At 73.3% G+C, this 18,864-nt stretch carries 13 protein-coding genes; 8 read left to right on the forward strand and 5 right to left on the reverse strand.

Annotated features, from left to right (window positions below; all coding sequences use genetic code 11):
• Nucleotides 1–94: 94 nt before the first annotated feature.
• A complete protein-coding gene (locus ACZ6O2_RS12605; protein WP_466022909.1) occupies nt 95–625 on the reverse strand; it encodes an MbtH family NRPS accessory protein in 531 nt (176 codons plus the stop codon).
• Between ACZ6O2_RS12605 and ACZ6O2_RS12610 the strand changes: the two genes are divergently transcribed.
• A protein-coding gene (locus tag ACZ6O2_RS12610; RefSeq protein ID WP_466022910.1) for an IS5 family transposase occupies nt 619–1,442 on the forward strand; the annotation gives its coding sequence in 2 pieces (ribosomal slippage) (nt 619–900 and nt 903–1,442; 822 coding nt in all). The two genes, ACZ6O2_RS12605 and ACZ6O2_RS12610, sit on opposite strands and share 7 nt — an antisense overlap.
• Nucleotides 1,443–1,457: 15 nt before the next feature.
• On the opposite strand, the gene ACZ6O2_RS12615 is transcribed toward ACZ6O2_RS12610, so the two are convergent.
• The 3 genes from ACZ6O2_RS12615 to ACZ6O2_RS12625 all read right to left on the reverse strand — a co-directional run bounded on the left by ACZ6O2_RS12615 (nt 1,458) and on the right by ACZ6O2_RS12625 (nt 7,274).
• A complete protein-coding gene (locus ACZ6O2_RS12615) occupies nt 1,458–3,623 on the reverse strand; it encodes a peptidase domain-containing ABC transporter (RefSeq protein WP_466022911.1) in 2,166 nt (721 codons plus the stop codon).
• Entirely contained in the window at nt 3,620–6,985 is a 3,366-nt protein-coding gene (locus ACZ6O2_RS12620; protein ID WP_466022912.1) for a type 2 lanthipeptide synthetase LanM family protein, read from the reverse strand. Before ACZ6O2_RS12620 ends, ACZ6O2_RS12615 begins: the two co-directional genes overlap by 4 nt.
• A 112-nt stretch (nt 6,986–7,097) precedes the next feature.
• Nucleotides 7,098–7,274, reverse strand: coding sequence for a hypothetical protein (locus ACZ6O2_RS12625; protein ID WP_176737180.1), 177 nt, complete (start codon nt 7,272–7,274; stop codon nt 7,098–7,100).
• A gap of 333 nt (nt 7,275–7,607) precedes the next feature.
• On the opposite strand from ACZ6O2_RS12625, the gene ACZ6O2_RS12630 reads away from it, so the two are divergent.
• From ACZ6O2_RS12630 to ACZ6O2_RS12640, 3 genes are all read left to right on the forward strand, one after another.
• The gene (locus ACZ6O2_RS12630; RefSeq protein ID WP_350706123.1) at nt 7,608–7,856 is read left to right on the forward strand and encodes a mersacidin/lichenicidin family type 2 lantibiotic; all 249 of its coding nucleotides are present in this window, start codon (nt 7,608–7,610) and stop codon (nt 7,854–7,856) included.
• Complete coding sequence (locus ACZ6O2_RS12635) at nt 7,856–8,104, forward strand: mersacidin/lichenicidin family type 2 lantibiotic (protein ID WP_350706121.1); 249 nt, start codon at nt 7,856–7,858, stop codon at nt 8,102–8,104. The genes ACZ6O2_RS12630 and ACZ6O2_RS12635 overlap by 1 nt, the downstream gene beginning before the upstream one ends.
• 152 nt (nt 8,105–8,256) lie before the next feature.
• Nucleotides 8,257–11,610 carry a type 2 lanthipeptide synthetase LanM family protein gene (locus tag ACZ6O2_RS12640; protein ID WP_466022913.1) on the forward strand — a complete coding sequence of 1,118 codons (3,354 nt, stop codon included), beginning with the start codon at nt 8,257–8,259 and terminating at the stop codon, nt 11,608–11,610.
• 77 nt (nt 11,611–11,687) lie between these two features.
• Here the strand turns inward: ACZ6O2_RS12640 and ACZ6O2_RS12645 are convergent, their stop codons facing one another.
• A complete protein-coding gene (locus ACZ6O2_RS12645) occupies nt 11,688–12,494 on the reverse strand; it encodes an AfsR/SARP family transcriptional regulator (RefSeq protein WP_466022914.1) in 807 nt (268 codons plus the stop codon).
• Between the two features lie 328 nt (nt 12,495–12,822).
• Between ACZ6O2_RS12645 and ACZ6O2_RS12650 the strand changes: the two genes are divergently transcribed.
• The 4 genes from ACZ6O2_RS12650 (at nt 12,823) to ACZ6O2_RS12665 (ending at nt 18,805) form a co-directional block, all read left to right on the forward strand.
• Complete coding sequence (locus tag ACZ6O2_RS12650) at nt 12,823–13,797, forward strand: RICIN domain-containing protein (RefSeq protein WP_466022915.1); 975 nt, start codon at nt 12,823–12,825, stop codon at nt 13,795–13,797.
• Nucleotides 13,798–13,966: 169 nt separating this feature from the next.
• The gene (locus ACZ6O2_RS12655; RefSeq protein ID WP_466022916.1) at nt 13,967–15,304 is read left to right on the forward strand and encodes an SWIM zinc finger family protein; all 1,338 of its coding nucleotides are present in this window, start codon (nt 13,967–13,969) and stop codon (nt 15,302–15,304) included.
• On the forward strand, nt 15,301–17,967 hold the full coding sequence (locus tag ACZ6O2_RS12660; protein WP_466022917.1) for a hypothetical protein: 2,667 nt from the start codon (nt 15,301–15,303) through the stop codon (nt 17,965–17,967). The genes ACZ6O2_RS12655 and ACZ6O2_RS12660 overlap by 4 nt, the downstream gene beginning before the upstream one ends.
• Nucleotides 17,968–18,235: 268 nt before the next feature.
• Nucleotides 18,236–18,805, forward strand: a complete 570-nt coding sequence (locus ACZ6O2_RS12665; RefSeq protein WP_350706109.1) for a sigma-70 family RNA polymerase sigma factor — start codon at nt 18,236–18,238, stop codon at nt 18,803–18,805.
• Nucleotides 18,806–18,864 lie beyond the last annotated feature (59 nt).

The following is an 18,864-nucleotide window of genomic DNA, read 5'->3' on the forward strand; positions in this document are numbered from 1 at the left end:
CAGCCCTTAGATAGAGTGCCGTGCATGTGCTTCGAGCGACCGTAGCATGGCGGCTACAGAACCGTGAACCCGCGATAATCCGCCCCGCCGACCCTCAGCCACATCGGCGCTGGTCACGGCGAATGTGCCGGATACGAAAGAACTTCCCGGCAACGCGACGCATCTCGGCTACGACTTCGGTCGAAATTGCGCGGCCAGGGCGACGCCCGCTCCTTACCGAACATATAGACGACGCGCGAGTGCCCGCTTGCCGGCCTCGGCGAACAGGAGGGCCGCCGCCTCGCCGGTCCCCCACGGTCTGCCGTGGTGCGGCGACCTGCCACCAGCCGGCCGGTGGCTCCCGGTCGGCCGGCCAGGTCGAGTACTGCCCCAGGTCGTTCACGACCACCTCGTACCCGTGGCATCCCACAGCGCTCCGCGGTGTTCGAGCGGACCGTGACGCACGCGTGCGCCCGCAGGGCGGGCGCACGACGAGCCGCCGCCATCGAGCAGCGGACCTTCGACTAGGGCGTGTCTCCTGGATCTTGGGGCAAGGTTCGGCTATCAACACCTGTCGTGGGTGGACGGTTCGAGCTGACGGACGTCGAGTACGCGCGCATCGCGGCGTTGCTGCCGGCGATGACACCGCAGCGTGGTGGGCGGTGGCGTGATCACCGGCAGGTGATCAACGGGATCGTGTTCCGGGTGCGGACCGGGGTGCCGTGGCGGGACGTTCCGGCACGGTACGGGCCGTGGAAGACGCTGTACAAGCGGTTCGTCCGCTGGCAGGAAGACGGGACCTGGGCGCGGATCGAGGCGATGCTGCCGGCCGACGCGGACGCTGCCGGGGGCCTGGACTGGCACGGCAACGCCGATTCCACGATCGTGCGTGCCCACCAGCATGCCGCCGGCGCGCGTAAAGGGGGCTGAGCAGTGGTGACGCAGCGCGACGGGAAGGGCTCGGCAAGTCGCGCGGCGGGTGGACCACGAAGATCCACACGATCGGGGACGGGCGAGGCCGGAACCTGACCAGCCACCTGACCCCGGGCCAGGACCACGACACCCGCCAACTGGTGCGGCTGCTCGACGACGTGGCCGTGGCACGCCCCGGCCGGATCGGCCGTCCGCGCAAACGCCTCGATTCCCTCTCGGCGGACAAGGCGTACAGCTCACGGGGCAACCGCCGTTCGCTGCGGGCCCGACGCATCCCGCACGACATCCCCGAGAAAGACGACCAGAAAGCCCACCGGGCCCGGAAAGGATCACGCGGTGGCCGCCCACCCACCTTCCGCCCGCACCGCTACCGGCAGCGCAACACCATCGAACGGCTGATGAACCGACGCAAGCAGTTCCGCGCCGTGGCCACCAGGTACGACAAACTCGCCTGCCGCTACCGCGCCACCGTGCAGATCGCCGACATCCTCATCTGGCTACGCGCAAAACCGGACCACCCCAAACCATGATCCAGGAGACACGGCCTAGCCCCCGGCTGTCGCACGCTCCGTCAACCGACCCGTCTGCCGCCGCGCCAGCTCGGCGTACCGGCCGCCCAATGTCATCAGTTCCTCGTGGGTACCGCGCTCGACGATCTCGCCCTGATGCAGCACGACGATCTGGTCGGCGTCGCTGACCGTGCTGATCCGGTGTGCGATCACGATCCGGGTGCAGCCGAGCGCCGACAGCTCGGCGGCGATCGCCGCCTCGGTCAGGGTGTCCAGGTGGCTGGTCGCCTCGTCGAGCAGGAGCACGCTCGTCCTGGCCAGCAACGCCCGGGCGATCGCCAGCCGCTGCCGCTGGCCACCGGAGAGCGCGCCGCCGCCCTCACCGACGCCGGTGCTCAGGCCCATCGGCATGCGCTCCAGATCCGGCAGGAACTGCACCTTGCGCAACGCCTCGCGCAGCTCGTCGTCGGTGACGTCGAGCCGGCCGAGAGTCAGGTTGTCGCGGATGGAACCGCCGAAGATGTACGGGAACTGGGTGACCACGCCGAAGCGCTGGCGTAGCGGCTCCAGGTCGTACTCGTCGAGGGGCCGCCCGTCCACCAGGACGCTCCCGGCGCTCGCCCGCAGCAGCCCGGTGAGCAGCCGTACCAGGGTGGTCTTGCCGGAGCCGGTCGACCCGACCACCGCCACCTTCGACCCGGCCGCGACCCGCAGGTCGATGTTCTTGAGCACCAGCGGTGTGCCGAGGTCGTACCGGAAGTCGACCCCGCGCAGCTCGATCTCCCCGCGCAGCTCGACCGGCTGGTGGGCCTGGGGGCGCGCCGGCTCCGGTTCCTCGTCCAGCACGTCGTAGATGCGCTCCAGGTGGGACCCGATCGTCTGGAGGTAACGCAGCGCACCCATCACCTGCCCGACGGGCGCCAGCAGCAGCCCGGCGACGACGTTCAGGCCGAGCATCGTGCCGAGCGACATCCGGCCGGCCACCACCTGGACGACGCCGAACAGGAGGAGCACCAGCGGCGCGGCGACCTGGAACATCCCCATCGCCGACTCGTTGACGAGGTCCAGCCGCCGCCGCTCGAACCCGGCCCGCACCGACACGGTGAACCGGTCGGCCCACCGGCGCAACGCCCAGTTGGACAGCCCGGAACTCTTCAGGAACTCCGCCCCGGCCAGCGCGTCGATCGCGCTGCTCTGCGCCTTCGCGTCGGCGGCCAACTCGCGCTGGGCACGCTCGTGGACCAGCCGGATGGTGCTCAGCACGATGCCGAACTGGGCGACCGCCAGGACTGCGACCACCGCGGCGTACGCCGGGCTCAGCGCCACCAGCAGGGCGGTGTAGATGAAGACGAAGACGGTGTCGAGCAGGAGCGTGGCAAGCTGCGAGGTCAGCATGTCCCGCACCGCCATGTTGCTGCTCAGCCGGCCCATCAGGTCGCCGGCGCCGCGGGTCTGGAAGTACGCGTACGGCAGCCGCATCAGGTGGCTCATGAAACGCTCACCCAGGGTGCCGTCGAGCCGACGTTGGAGCACCAGCAGCGCCAGCCCCCGGGAGAGGGTGGCGAGGGTGTGCGTCACGATGTACGCGCCCACGCCGAGGGCGAAGAGGGACAGGGTGTCCGCCCGCTGCCCGATGAGGACGTCCACGCCGTACTTCGTCGCCCATGCGGAGGCGAGCCCGAGCACCTGCACCACGGCCGAGAGCGCCACGGCCAACACCATGAGCAGCGGCGCCAGCCGGATCAGGTCGCGGAGGAACCGCAGGGCGAGGTGGTCGCGGATCGGGCGGCGCCGGCGCCGCATCGACTCTTCCGGCGTGAACTCCAGCACGGTGCCCGAGAACTCCGCGAAGAACTCCTCGTGCGTCAGCCGCCGCCGGCCGTGTCCGGGATCCACCATCCGGATCCGGCGCGGCCCGACCTTCTCCAGCACCGTGAAGTGGTCCTCGCCCCAGTGTGCGATGGCAGGCAGGCGGACGCTGGCCAGCCCGGCCTGGTTCACCCGCAGTCCCCGTGCGGCCAGCCCGTACTCGCGGGCCACCTCGAGGATGCGGCGGGCGCTGGTGCCGTCGCGTCCCACCCCGAAGTGGGCGCGCAGCTCCCGGACCTCGGTGGCGCGTCCCAGCCCGCCGAGCACCATGGCCAGGCAGCTCGGCCCGCACTCGGTGCTGCTCATCTGCACGATCACCGGTACGCGGGTCACGCTTCCTCCTCGGCGACGGCACGGGCGGCGGCGGTGGCCGGGCCAGGTGGTTGGCGGTCGCGGGGTGCCGCGCCGACCGGCGGAGCCAGCAGCAGGACGTTCGGCGTGAGGTCGGGCCGAGCGGCCCGCAGCAGCCCGTAGCCGATGCCGGCGGTGCCCATCAGCAGTCCCGGCACGTGCATCCCCTGCGGTACGCCGCAGAGCTCCTCGCCGGCGAGCACCGTCTCGGCGACCGCGCGCGTCGCCCTGCGCGCCGTCGCGACGAGCGTTCCGTCGCCGGTGGCCAGGCCAGCGGTGAGCAGGGCTTCCGCCAGGCCGAGGTCGCCGTGGCACAGGCAGTCGTTGCCGGTGCCGGTGAGCAGCTCGCCCGAGGTGAGGCTGCGCCGCACCGAGGCGACCGCCGCGTCGAGGTCGGCACGCACCTCGGGGATGCGCACGGTGCCGAGCAGGGCCGCGCGGGCCAGCGCGACGCCGGCCGCACCGTGACACCACGCGTTCATGAACGTGCCCGGCGGGGTGACGTCGCGGTGGTCGGGCCAGTTGGCTGCGGCGGCGTCGTACTGGAGGTGCTCGTACCGCACGGCACGCTCGGCCGCGTCGAGGTAGCGCTGCTCGCCCGTCACCCGGGCGATCTCGGCGAGTGCGTAGGCGATGCCGGACACCCCGTGCGAGAAGCCGAGCAGCGGCGATCGCGCGGGGATCGCGGACGGCCACGCCAACCCGGGGTCGTGGGCGGAGGCGGTGGCGAGCAGGTGGTCGCCCGCCGCCCGCAGCGCCACCGATGTCCGCTCGTCCGGCTCGACCGAGTGCAGGGCGCGCAGCGCGAGCGCCGCGCCGGCGGTGCCCGCGACCACGTCGAGGTGGCGGTCGCCGTCGAACCGCCGGAGCAGTTCCGGGACGAGCCGTCGTGCCTGGTCCAGCAGCGGTCGCGCTCGCCACAGCGCGCCGAGCTGGGTCAGCGCGTGGACGTAGCCGCCCAGTTCGCTGAAGCCCCCGATGCCGAGCAGGTCACGGTCGGTCTCCGGCCAGTCGAGCAGGGCGTCGACGTGTCCGCTGAGCATCGCGGCGATCGCCTCGGCCGCGGACCGGAACCGCGCCAGACCGGTCTGCTCGCCGAGTTGGCCGAGGAACACCGCGATCCCGGACAGCCCGCTGTAGCTCTCGAACGCCGTGGGTACGACGCTCCAGTGCCGGTCGGTGACGAGCGCGAGGGTCAGCCACACCGGCCGGGCCGGGTCGCCGAGCGCGGTCTCGAGGAGTCGGTCGCCGAGGCGGACGGCGGCACGCTCGGCGAGCGCCTGGTCGATCTCCTCGGCCGGCGCCACGCGCGTGCGGGGTGCGACGGCCTCCTGGCCGTCGCCGAGTTGCAGCGCGGCCAGCGACGCCGACACGGCCCAGCTCTGTTGGCGCAGGTCGGCGGCGGACAGCCCGGCGATCCGGTCCCGGACGAGGTCCAGTCCGCGGTGGGGGAAGAAGTCGCGTACGACGAGGCCGCGGTCGTCGTACAGGTCCCGGGAGTCGGGTCGGGTCCGGAAGAACGGGATGTCCCGCCGGGCGAGCTGCCGGATCTCACTGGCGGCGACGGCTCGGTCAGCCACCAGCTCGGGATGGCGGGTGGCGAGGACCTCGAACAGGCACTCCCGGTCCAGGGCGTCGCCCAGCACCACCGGGTGCCAGGACTCGCCGAGGATACGGCCGTACACCATGGTGGGCAGCACGATGAACCGGATCTCGTCCGCGGCGAACGCGGCAACCGGCCCGTCGGGTGCGGCCAGCTCGTCACGGTGCGCGAGCAGCAGCCGGTAGCAGGCTTCGAAACCGGAGACCAGGTCGGCCCTGTACCGGGCGGGGTCCACCGCGGTGCCGGCGACCGTCGGCAGGTTGTGCCCGCCGGGCATCTCCATGCGGGCCCGGGTCCGCCGCATCCGGTCGGTGCCGGTGTCCTGCCACCGCGGCACCTTCATCGGGCTCAGTTCCCCCCGCCCGCCGGCCATCCCGGACAGCTCGGTGGTCACCACCGCGTCGCCGTCCTGCTGGATCAGGCGCTGCGGCAGCAGGCCGATCGACAGCACGGACTCCTCGATGCGGTGCATCGCCTCGGCGGGCAGCACCAGCGGCCGGGTGTCGGTGGTCGGCCGAGCCTGCTGGAAGATCGCTTCCAGGTCGACGATCACCGGGTGCTCGCCGGCGGCGATGACGTTCTCCAGGTGGATGTCCGAGGCGCGCAGCAGGTACAGCAGGCTCAGGTAGGCGCCCTGGCGCCAGTAGAAGCGGCGCAGCCCCTCCTCGTCGGCGCAGCTCTCGGGGTGGACGAACTCGACCCAGCCGTACCCCGCCCGCTCCACGATGGTCAGCCGACGCAGTGGGCAGGCCATTCCCTTGGCGTTGAGCCAGTCGACCAGGGCGTAGAAGTGCGACTCGACGGCGAGCGGGCGCGGCTTGTAGACCACCTTGCCGCCGCCGGCGAAGGTGAGGATCGCGACGCTCCGCCCGCCGCGGTGCGTGTCGCCGGCACCGGTCTGTACCTCCACCAGATCGTCGAGCGAGGTAGCGGTCAGGCCGAACTCCGCGCGCAGCGCCGGCAGGTCGGCCAGTACGCGTCGGGCCAGCTCGCTCCGTACCGCCAGCCACGTCTCCATCTCGTCGACGAGCTCCCGGGTGAGCGTCGGATACTCGGCGAGGATCCGCAGGGCGTACGCGGGCTGGCGAAGCTGCCGGACGAAGTCGCCGAAGCGTGCTGCCGGCGTGTCACCGGAGAGCGTCCCTGCGCTGCGCGCGCGTTGCAGGTGGACCGCGAGCACCGGACTGATCATCGCCAGGTGGACCTCGTGGTTCGGCCGCAGCAACGGGTGGTGCGGCGGAACCTCGCCCCGGTGGCCGAGGTCGCGGGCGAGTCGGCGCACCTCCTCGTGCAACCGCTGCTGATAGCGGAGCGACAACGGGTGCACCAGCGCGAGCAGGTCGGCGGTCGGTCCCAGGTCGGCCGTCGGGCCGGCGTCGAACGCGGGCAGGTCGGCGGGATCGGTGGACCACGCCTGGGCCACGCTCGTCAGCCAGGACGGTGGCTGCGGCACCCGGTCGCGCAGGCTGTCGGAGGACTCCCCGAGGAGCAGCCCCAACTCCTCCTCGCTGAGGCCCGCCTCGTGCCACCGGGCGAGGTTCGGCTCCAGTCCGCCGGTGGCGGCCCGGACGGTCCGCCAGGCGTCGAGCCGGCGCGCGCCCCGGCTGCGGGCGGCCTCGGTGTCGGGCACCGGCACACGCCGCCGTTCCTCCAGGGACAGGGCAGCCCACCAGGCTGGTCGGTCGAACACGTCGCTGCCGAGGTCGGCGCGATCGCTCGTTGCGGTGTTGCGTGGGGCCATCACGTCTCTCCGTTGCGGCTCGTCACGATGGAACGGGTTCCGGGTGGGCGGGGACGGCGGACGCCTCCGCCCACCCGGTGACGCGACCGGAGTGCCGATCGCCATCGCGGGATCAGCAGCAGCCGACGCTGAAGATGCCGCAGGTGCCACAGATGCTGTGCTTGAAGGTGGAGATCGTGACCGTGATGGTGAAGCACACCGCGCTGCTACCACCGTTGATCTCCTGGTCGAGGTCGGTCAGGTCCAGCTGACCGATCGGGTCCTCGACGAGTTCCGGTCGTTCCGTCATTTCTGTCACCTCCCCTCGTCAGATCGCGAACCGTCGCTGTTCTGGCCGAGCGGGATGAGCCTTTCAGACGCTGGTTGTTTTCCGGTCGACGCTCGGTTCGCTGCCGATTCAGTCGCGGTAGAACCGGTCGCCGTCGGTCTTGACCGGTGAGCCGGCGGCGTCCAGTGTGGTTTCTGCCGTCATCGGGCGGCACCGGTTCCTGGCCGAGCCGAGTTTCCGATTCCGTCGCCTGTTCTGACCGCGGGCTCATCGCCGCCCGCCGCAATTGCCGCACCCGTCGTCCGGGGTGGATCGGCAGGCGTGGCGACACTTCTTCTATCGATCGGAGAAATCATGGAAACTGCTGCGAGGGCGTGGAAGGACCCGGTCTTCCGGGCCACTCTCGACGACAGCGAACTCGCCATGCTGCCGGCCCACCCGGTCGGCCGGGTCGAGTTGGGTGAGATGGTCACGGACGGGACCCGGGGCGCCGGCACCGAGTCCACCGCGACGATGGGCTGCTGCAACGGGGAGCCCTACACCTTCCGCACCTGCCTCACCTGCTACCCGCTGTGGACCTGCCGCACCTGCTGGGGATGCTGATGAACAACACGGTTGTGCGCGCATGGAAGGACCCCGCCTTCCGCACCACGCTCGACGACGCCGACATCGCCCTCCTGCCGGAGAGCCCGGTCGGCGCCGTCGGTGGCCTGGACTCGGATCTGGCGGACATCTTCGGCGGTGACCGGGCGTTCACCTTCTACACCTGCTTCACCTGCCAGTGGGGCAGCCTCGGCTGCACCAACACCTGCTGGATCATGACGGCCGGATGCACGTCGGGAAGCTGCTGACGGCGGTCGGCGAACCGCATTCCGGTACCGACGACTGACCGATTTCCACGCAGGCCGGGGTGGGCATCGTGGTGACGGTGTCCACCCCGGGCCGGAGGGCCGGGCCACGACAGCCGCGGCCGCCCCGGACGCGGATAAATGAGGGCGGAGAAATGTTCGACGAGATTCTTCAGGCGCCGAACTGGTGGCGTGGCCTGACCCGGTCCGAACGGGTCGGAGGCACGCCGTCAATCACGGCGGAGCAACACGACCACGGTCGCCGCCGGCGGGACGCCTGGCGTGGCGGCCACATCCTGCGCGGCACCGACATTTCGCTCGACCGGTGGGAACGACTCGGGCTGGCCGAGGACGGGATCGTCGAGCTGCTGGCCGAACCGGCCGAGTCGCTCGCCGCCAGGATCCCCGACCGGCCGGCCTGGCTGGGCGTGATCGCCGAGGCGTGGCGGCGGTTCGGGTCGACGCGCCTCGACGACCTCGCCGGCGGCGGCCCGGCGACCGGATGCGATCACGACGACCACGACCACGGGCACGACCAGGCCGGGAACGTGGTGTTCCTGAACCTGATCGCGCCGTTGCTGGCGTGGGGCCAGGAGGAGTTGGGCAGCCGGGTGGCCCGGCTGGCGGCCCGGCACGGCCACGACGGCCGCCTGCCGGCGGACCACTCGCTGCTGCAACCGCCGCTCGATCGACTCCTGCAAATGATCATCTCTGTCATGATCCTCGAGGTGAACGTGGCCCGGGTGGAGGGCCGGCTGGCCGGGGTGACACCGGCCGAGCGGATGTCGTCGTTCATCGCGCAGATCCGTACGCCCGAGACGGCGCTCGGCATCCTGGCCGAGTACCCGGTGCTCGCCCGGGAACTGGTCACCTGCCTGCGCACCACCGTCGACGTCCGGGCCCGGTTCGCCGAACGGCTCCTCGCCGACCTGCCCGAGCTGCGGCAGACCTTCGGTGGGGACTGGCACGGACTGGCCGACCTGGCCCGGGTGAGCTTCGGCGCCGGTGACACCCACCGCGGCGGCCAGACCGTCGCGATCCTCACCTTCACCGACGGCCGCAAGCTGGTGTACAAGCCACGCAGCCTCAGCGTGGAGGTCCACTTCAACCAGGTCCTCGACTGGCTCAACGGCCACGGGCTCCGCCACCCGCTGCGGCCGCTGCTCGTCCTCGACCGGGGCGGGTACGGCTGGGTGGAGCACGTCGACGTCGCGTCGTGCGAGCACGAGGAGCAGGTGGACCGCTTCTTCTGGCGGCAGGGCGCGTTCCTGGCGCTGTTCCACGCCCTCTGCGGCTCGGACCTGCACCTGGAGAACGTCATCGCGTCCGGGGAGCACCCCGTCCCCGTGGATCTGGAGGCGATCTTCCAGGTGCTGCCCCGGGTCACCGGGGCGCAGCTGGCGCCGCTCACCTTCGGCGAGGCGCCCCGCGTGGTGCGGGACTCGGTGCTCCGGGTCGGCCTCCTGCCCGAGCGCATCATCACCGCCGACGACGAGGGCATCTACGACGCGGAGGTGAGCGGCCTGGCCGGCTCCGGCGGCCAACTCTCACCCGCCCGCCTGCCCACCTTCGTCGCCGGCGGCACCGACGAGATGCGGGTCGTGCGGGACCGCCGGGAGATGCCGGAGACGCAGAACCGCGTACGGCTGGACGGCCGGCCCGTCAACGCGCTGGCCCACACCGACGCCCTCGCCGCCGGCTTCACCGACTGCTACCGGATCATCGCCGCCCACCGCGACGACCTGCTCGCCGCCGGCGGACCGATCGCCCGGTTCCGCGACGACGAGGTGCGGTTCATCCCCCGCCCCACGATGACGTACGGCCGGGTCCAGTCGGAGTCCTGGCACCCGGACCTGCTGCGCGACTCGCTCGACCGGGAGATCTTCCACGAGGTGCTCTCCTCCGCGTTCGTCGACCTGCCGGACCGCGACGTGCTGTTCGGCAGCGAACATCGACAGCTCGCCGACCAGGACATCCCGGCGTTCCACACCACTCCCGGCTCGACGGACCTCTACGACGCGCAGGGGGTGGTGGCCCACGACTTCCTGGAAACCAGCGGACTGGCGGCCGTGCGGGCGCGGATCGGCGCGATGTCCGAGGAGGACCTGCGGCGACAGCTCTGGTGCATCCGCGCCTCCATGTCCGGGCTCACGGTGGGTACGCCCCGCGCCGAGCGGGTCGAGTCCAGGCCGCTGCCGGAGGCGCCGATCGACGCCGATCTCGCCGTGCGGGCCGCCCGGTCGATCGCGGACCTGCTGCTCGACGCCGCGCTGGCCGCCGACGGCGAGGCGCCGTCGTGGCTGTCGGTGAACTTCATCGGCGACCGGTACTGGAAGGTCGGCCACGCCGGCATCGACCTGTACAGCGGGGTCGCCGGAGTCGCCCTGTTCCTCGGCCAGCTCGGCGCGGTCACCGGCGACGCCCGGTTCCGCCGGCCCGCCGAACAGCTCGCCGCCCAGCTCGCCGAGGTGACCCGCCAACTCGCCGCCAGCCCGGACCGGGGGGCCGGGCTGCCGATCGGCGGCTTCAGCGAGCTGGGCGGCCTCGTCTACGTGCTGGGCCAGCTCGCCGAGGTGTTGCGGGCGCCCGCGCTCGTCGACGCGGCCCGGCAGGCCGCAGTGCTGTGCCAGGAACGGTTCGCCGAGGACAAGGTGCTCGACGTGATCAGCGGCACCGCCGGGGCGGCGCTGGCGATCCTCGCCCTGCACGACGCCCATCCCGACGAGCAGACCCTCGACGCCCTCAAGGCGGCCGGCAGGACGATCGCCGACCGCGCGATCGACGTGCCCGGCGGGACAGGATGGCAGGTCGAGTACGAGAACGCGCCGGCGCTGCTCGGGTTCTCCCACGGCGCCAGCGGCATCGGGTACGCACTGGCCCGGATCGCCCAGCTCACCGGCGACGACCAGCTCGCCGAGGTGTGCGGGCGGGCGTTGCGCTTCGAGCGGCACCACCTGTCGCCGGAACGCCGGAACTGGCCCGACCTGCGGGTGATCAGTGGTCCGGGCGCCTTCATGAACGCCTGGTGCCACGGCGCCGCCGGGATCGGACTGGCACGCGCGGTGATGCTGCGACTGCCCGTGCTGGCTCCCTGGCACGACCTGATCCGCGAGGACCTGCACATCGCGACCGGCAAGGTCCGCGGCGACCTGGTCGCCGACGGGCGGTACACGGGCATCGGCAACGACTCCATCTGCCACGGCGACCTCGGGTTGGTCGAGACCATGCTGGCGGCCAGTTCGGCACTCGGCGAGCCGGACGGCGCGGCGCTGGGTCTGCGGTGCGCGCGGGCGATCGCCGAGCAGGTCCTCGCCGGCGCGCCCCGGGCCGGGGTCCCGGAGCAGGTCAGCACGCCCGGGCTGCTGATGGGGCTCGCCGGCATCGGCTACGGCCTGCTCCGGGTGGCGATGCCGCACCGGGTGGCGAACGTCCTGCTGCTGGACGCCCCGGGGCACGGCGGCGATCCGGGCCGGCCGGCCGAGCGAGGGCACCAGGTGGTGGCCGCCTGAGCGTCGCGCCCCCGTCGGGACGGGGCGATCCGGGTGTCGGGAGGTGGCACCCGGATCGCCCCGTCGTGACCTGCCGGTCAGGAATCGGTGGGCACGGCGAGCGGGCGCAGCAGCGACAGGTCCACGTCCTCCCCGAGCAGGATCGTCCGTTCCAGCCGCTGGATCTGGGCCCCCGGGTCGATGCCCAGCTCCTCCCTGAGCAGGCAGCGCAGGTGCCGGGCGACGCTGAGGGCGTCCGCCCGCCGGCCGGTCTCGTAGAGCGCGGTCATCAGCAGCTCCCGGAAGCGTTCCCGCAGCGGGTGCGCGACGACCAGGCATTCCAGCTCCGGTATCAGGACGTCGTGCCGGCCGCAGGCCAGACCCGCGCGCAACCACAGCTCGGTCACGGCGAGCCGGCGCTCGGTCATCCGGATCCGCTCGGCCGCGACCACGGGGGCGTTCCCGACGTCCGCCATGGCCGTTCCGCGCCACAGCGCCATCGCCTGGCCGAAGTGCGCCATCGCCTCCTCGTACGCCGCCGTCGCGAGCGCCCGTCGGCCGTCCGCGCAGAGCGCGTCGAACCGGTCCACGTCCAGCTCGCCCGGGGACACCCGCAACTCGTACCCGGCGGGCCGCGTCCGCAGGACTTCGCCGTCAGGGTCGTCCAGGCTCCGGCGGAGTCGGTGGACGTACTGTTGCACCAGCTTGCGTTGGCTGCCCGGCGCCTCCTCCGGCCACAGCTGCCGCACCAACTCGCCGCAGGGCACGACGTGGTTCGACCGGACCAGCAGGACCGCGAGCAGCGTGCGCCACTTGTCCTGCCGAAAGTCCTGCCAGGTGCCGTCGGCCGACTTCGTCTGTACGGGACCGAGTATCCGGTATCGGATCGATTCGGGCAGGGCCACGCTTCCGCCTCCCACATCAGTGCGACATCCGTCTCGTTCACCGGGTCACCGCCTCCCGCCGTGCCTGAGCGGCGACGGACGCACGAGCCGTACCCGGACCGGCCGGACCGGGAGCGGTCTGCCGGGTCCTCCGCCGCCGCGCGCTCCTGCCGCGACGGCGAGGCCCCTTCAGCCTCGGGAGGACCGGTGTGTCCGGCAAGGACAGACGCCTGTCCCGGTCACGGCCGCCATGTCCGGCCTGGTCAGCGCGGTACCTCGGACCTGTCCGGACAGCTCACCGCCCGGACCCGGCCCCCGCCGATCGAGTTGTGGCGATAGCCTGTGGGCCATGTCGGCCGGAGCCACGGGGGACGAACGACCGGATGAGGCTGCCACCGTCGCTGAACTCGTCGCGCTCATGGCACGGCTCAAGCAGCGGTCCGGGTGTACGTACCGGCAGCTCGAACAACGGGCCGTCGCGGGCGGCGAAGCGCTGCCGCGCAGCACCATCGCCGACGTCCTGCGCCGGCCGGCGCTACCGCGCGCCGAACTCCTCGCCGCGTTCGTCCGCGCCTGCGGGGGCGACCAGGAGGACGTGGAGGTCTGGCTGCGGGCACGGGATCGACTGGGCGCCGCGACCGAGCCCGCGGCACCGCCCCCGGACGCACCCGATCCGGGTGACGCCCCACCGGTCCGACGCAGGTGGCCGATGCTGCGCCCTGCCGTCGCCCTGCTGGCTGCCGCCGGCCTGGCGATCCCGCTTGCGGTGTGGGCGACGGACCAGCGAGAGCATCGTGACCAGCCAGACCGTCAGCCGGAGCGGCCCGTCGTCTCCGGCAGCCTGGACCTGCCAGAAGAGGGGGCGTGGGCGCAGATCCATCCGGTCGGCTCACCCGCCTTGTGCCTTTCGGAAGGGCGCGAGCGCACCGGCCGGTACCAGGGCTCGGTCGCGACCCTGCAGTCATGCGACAAACCCGACCTGCCCCGCACCCGCCTCGAACCCGTCCGCGACAACCTCGTCCACATCCAGTGGGATCATCCTCAGTTCGGCCTCGGCTGCCTCACCGTCCTGAAGTCACCACCGGCCCAGGACATGCTCGAACCCTGGACGGACTGCAGCGCCAGCAGGAGGGAACAACTTTTCGCCGCCGAGAAGGTCGACACCCCGGTCCCGGGCGGCTACCGGCTGCGGCCGGCGGCCAGCGGGCTGTGCATCGGCATCCGGGACGACGCCCGCACGCCCATCGGCGCGGAGGCGATGCAGGGGCCGTGCACCGGCGAGGCCCACCAGGAGTTCCTCATCGAGCTGACCCCGGCGTCCTGACGAGGGTCGGGCGTCGCACGTCCAGCGGTCCTTGGCCCGCCTCCTTGGTCCGGAGGCCACGACCCGGAGCGATGGCCGCCACCGCGCGGAAAGGCCGCACGGGTCCGGATCGCAGCCGACGGGAAACGGTCCTGATTCCTGTCGGTGGGGTCCTCTACTGTCCGCGGACGTGAACGCAGTGCAGACGTACCGGTATCTGGGGTCCTCCGCGTTGGGACAGGATGGACTCGCCCTGCAGACGAGTGGCGGGCCCGCGCCGAACCCGCGGTTCTTCACCGGCTTCCTCACCACCCCGCACGCGGCGGCCGTCGGCCTGCTGGCGGTCGCGGAGGTGGCCCGGACCCGGTACCACCGGCCGGTCAGCCCGGCGAGCCTCGACCCCGTGGTGACCGGCAGTCGGGACCGGCTCCGGTTCGAGTCCTTCTCCGGCTGCTGCGGGGTCTACGCCCGCCTCGACGCCCTGCCCGACGGCCTGGACGGCGACGTGGTGGAGCACGGCACCACCAACGTCGACGTCAACAACCCGCTGCGGGAGGCACTGGCCCGGGTCGGCGGCCTCGACCCGCTGCACCTGTCGGTCGGCCCGGAGGACCTGACCGTCTCCACCATGGACGGCGCGGTGGTGGAGAAGAAGGTCCCGCTGCCGGTGCGTTGGCTGCGCGGCTTCGCCGAGGTGCAGGTGCTGGCCGCGAGGTTCGAGCCCCGGGCGGAGGTCCCGGCGGCCGAGGCGGCGGCGTTCCTGCGCCGGCTGCCCACGACCGCCGACCGGTCGGTGCTCTGGGTGGTGCCGGCCGGGCGGTCGCTGCGGCTGACCTCCCGGCCCGTGCCCGGCGCGGTCTGCCTGGCCGGGGCGAGCCGGCTGGCCGCCCTGCGCCCGATGCTGCGGTTCGCCCGGACCCTGCGGGTATACGGGCCGACCGTCGCGGCCGGGTCGGCACCCGTACCGAGCACCTGGGAGCTGGACACGGGTGCGCTGCGCCTCTCCCTGACCCTCTCCCCCGAGCCGTACCGCGGGTTCTCCGGCGAAGGCGCGGCGCTCACCGCGCTGGCCGGGGACGAGGTCGTCGACGACGCCGACCTGGTCGCCGCCCTGCTCTCCTGGGACCCGGCCATCGACGTGGACCGGCTGGCGGCGGAGGCCGGGATCGACGCGGCACGGGTCCGGGGCGCGCTGGCGCAGCTCGGCACCGCCGGGCGGGTCGGATACGACGTCTCCGAGGCCGCGTACTTCCACCGGGTGATGCCGTACGACGCGGGCCGGGCGGAGCGGGACAATCCGCGTCTGGTCGGCGCGCGGGCGCTGCTCGACGCCGGGGCGGTCGAGTGGGACGGGACGTCCGCCACGATCCGCAACGGCGACCAGGTGTACCGGGTCCGCCGCCTGCCGGACGGCGGGTTCACCTGCACCTGCCCGTGGTGGGCGAAGCACCGGGGGCAGCGGGGACCGTGCCGGCACGCGCTGGCCACCCGGATGCTGACCACCGGCCAGGTCGAGGAGCGGGTGTGAGCCGGGCCCAGCAGAGGCTGCTGATGAAGAGCACCGTACGGCGGCGTCGGGAGCTGGCCGCCGGCGGGACCAGCGATCTGTTCGACCTGGTCCAGAACGGCTCCGCCACGCTGGTCGCGGACGCCCTGGCTGGCCTGCCCGAGCAGCGCCGCAGGGAGATCGGCGTCGAGCTGACCGCCTGGTTCAAGGAGCGGAACCGGTCGACCTGGTGGACGGTCGGGTCGGCCACCGCACTAGCGGTCGCCGTGGTGGGCTGCCTGCCCAGCGCAGCACAGGCGGCGGCGATCCTCGCCCGCAACTCGGTCAACCCGAACGGCGAGCGGGCCGCCGCCCTGCTGTCCGGCGTCGCCGAGGAGCGCGGCATCACCTGGCTGGGCGACCTGGCGCACCGGCTGGCCGGGAAGGTCAACCAGCAGACGTGGGTCGAGCGGTGGCGGTTCGTCGCCGCGCTCCTGCGTGCGGAGGGGGTCGCCCCGCCGACCGACGACCGGTTCGTGGAGCTGTGGCTGGGCGCGGTGGAGCTGCCGGACCGGCGCCGTTCCGGGCCGCCGGCCCCCGTGGTGGACCGGTTGCGCAGCGACCCGTTCCTGGCCGCCATGCTGCCCCGCCTGTTCGAGGTGGACGGTCTCGGTTCGCGGATGATGTTCGACGAGGTCGCCACGACCTGGGAGGAACGGGAGCGGCACGTCCTGCCGACCGCGCTGGCGCGGCTCGCCGCCGAGGGGGTCGTCGACCGGACGATGCTCATCGACGGCTCACTCGGCCGGCTGCTGCGCGGCGACCGGGCGGCGGCGCTGCGCGCCTTCACCACCCTGCTCCACGAGCTGGCCCCGACCACCGCCGAGGTCGCCGCCCGCGCCACCGACTACCTCCGCCTGCTCACCGACGCGCCGGCTCCGGTCGCCACGATGGCGCAGAAGGCGTTGCGGGATCTGCCCGACCTGGAGGTCGAGGCGGTGCTCGACGCCTCGCGTGAGGTGCTGCTGCGGCCGGACAAGACGCTCGTACGGGCGCAACTGGCCTGGCTGGACCGGTTGGCCCGCCAACACCGGGACCGGGCGGTGGAGGTCGCCGAGGTGATCGGGGTGGCGCTCGGGCATCCCGCCGTCGAGCTACGCGACCGGGCGAGCACGCTGGCCGCCCGGCACGGCCACGACCCGGCGACGGTCGGGACCGGCCCGGCGGTCACCCGGCCGCGCGGGGACGACCTTCCCCCGCCCGCGCCGCCCGCGCCGGTGCCCGACCCGATCACCGACGTGGACGAACTGGCCGAGGAGGTCGCCGCCCTACTCGGCACGCCGTCGCACGGCGCACCGCTGGACCGGATCCTCGACGGGCTGGTCCGGCTCACCACGGCCGAGGGCCCACGGGTGCACGCCGCCCTCGCCCCCGTCGTCGACCGCCGTCACTGGTCGTGGGGCAACGAGCACCGCTACGACCCGCTCTGCCTCTGCGAGGTGCTGGTCGACCTGTTCCACACCGCCGGCTCCACCGAGCAGCAGCCCCGGCGCCGCAGCCGGTGGGCGGCGCTGCTGGCCGCCGTACGCCGGACCGACCGGACGCCGTCGGCGCCGGAGCTGGCCACCACCGATCCCCGGGTGCCCCCGCCGCACCGGCTGCTGCGGGCCCGGCTCGCCGAGATCGGCGCGCACGTCGACGAGCCGGGGCAGCCCGGTCTGCTGGCCGCCCCCACCTCCGCCAACGGCCTGCTCGACCCGCTGGCGCTGGTGGAGCGGCTCGCGGCGTGGGGCGACCGGACGCCCTGGTACTGGGACCTGACCCAGGCTCTACTGCGCCTGCCCGCCGACGCCGACGACGCGGTGGCGAACAAGGCGGCGGCGCTGGGCACGCCGGCCGGGGAGCGGCTCGCCGCCTGGCTGCGCGGCGGCGGGCTGCCGCAGCCGGTCATGCGGGCCACCACCGTCACCCGGCGGCCCCGCAAGGCCGGCTACGACTGGGAGTTCGACCAGCTTGTGCCGGAGCGGATCCTGGTCGAGCTGCGCCCGCCCGACGGGTACGACGACCGGTACGGCCTGCTGACCGCCGACCCGGCGCCGATCGGGGTCGGGTACTCCGGCTGGGTGCGAATGTGGCCGTCGATCCTGCCGGGGCACCGGGGGGTGGTCGCCGCGTACACCCTCCCGTTGGTCGCCGGCGCGGCGGACATGGACGAGCGCGACGGCGCCGTGGTGCTGCCACTACTCGCCGAGAGCAGCGGCGTCGGCGGGGTGGCTCTCGACCTCGCCCTGGCCTACGGTCTCGGGGCCCGGCACGGCGCGGACCGGGTCGCCGCCCTGGACGCCCTGCTCGGGCTCGCCGGGGAGGGGCAGTTCGACGCCGCCGGGGCGGGTGAGCAGCTCGGCCGGCTGGTCGCCAGGCAGTTGGTGAAGCTGACCCGGGTGGTGGAGCCGCTGCGGGACGCCGCCCTGGCCGGGGCGCCGCTGACCGTGTGGCGGCTGGTCGCCGCCGCGTTGCCGGCGGTACTCGCCGCGCCCAGGCCGCCGCGCGGCCTGCCCGACCTGCTGACCCTGGCGACGGAGACGGCCACCGCGACCGGTGTCCGGATCGAGGTGCCCGGCCTGGGCGAGGTCGCCGGCCAGGGCGGCTCGTCCCGTCTGGTCACCGAGGCCCGGCGCCTGCACAAGGCGCTCACCACGGCCTGAGACCTGTGGATGCTCCGGCGGGTCTCCCGATCCGCCGGAGCATCCCCGGCGTCGCCCCGGCGCGACGGGCCGCCGATCCGACGCGCCCCCGCCCCGCCCGGCGGTGTCCCGCCGAGGGCCGCTCGGCCCGGTTGATCCGGTCTGGCGAACTACCGCAGGGAGAGATACGTCGCGTCGCCCGCGATACGGTAGCGTCCGGTTACTACTACGACTTGTCGTGACCGCCGTGGGGGTGCCCGCCTCCCGGTGGGCTGACGGGAGGTGCCGGATGGCCGACGACGCGGAGATCACCGCGTGGGCGCTGGCCGCCGGCCGCGGTGACCGGGACGCCGCCGCCCGGTTCGTCCGGGCGACGCAGCAGCAGGTCCGACGCTTTCTCGCCGCGCTGGTCTCCCCCGCGGAGGCGGACGACCTCGCGCAGGAGACCTTCCTGCGGGCCGTGCGGTCGTTGCGGTCGTTCGCCGGCCGGTCGTCGGCGCGGACGTGGCTGCTCGCGATCGCCCGCAGGGTCGCCGTCGACCACATCCGGACCGCCACGTCCCGTCCGCGGACCGTGCCGCTGACCGACGGGCATGACACCGCTGACGCGTCGCGGAGCGCGTTCGACCGGCAGGTGGTGCTGGAGCAGCTGATCACGGCGCTGCCGGCGGACCGGCGCGAGGCGTTCGTGGCCACCCAGGTGCTCGGCCTGTCCTACGCCGAGGCGGCGGAGGTCTGCGGTTGCCCCGTCGGCACGATCCGCTCCCGGGTGGCCCGGGCCCGGGAGGACCTCGTGGCCGCCGTGGGCGGCGGCGGCCGGGCGGCGGCCTCGCGGCCGGGCGAGAACGCGGCTGGCTGAGCGGGCCGCACCCCGGTTGAGCAGGGCCGCAGCGGCGGCCGGCGAAAATCGTCGGGAAC

The organism is Micromonospora sp. NPDC048040, from assembly GCF_055587185.1.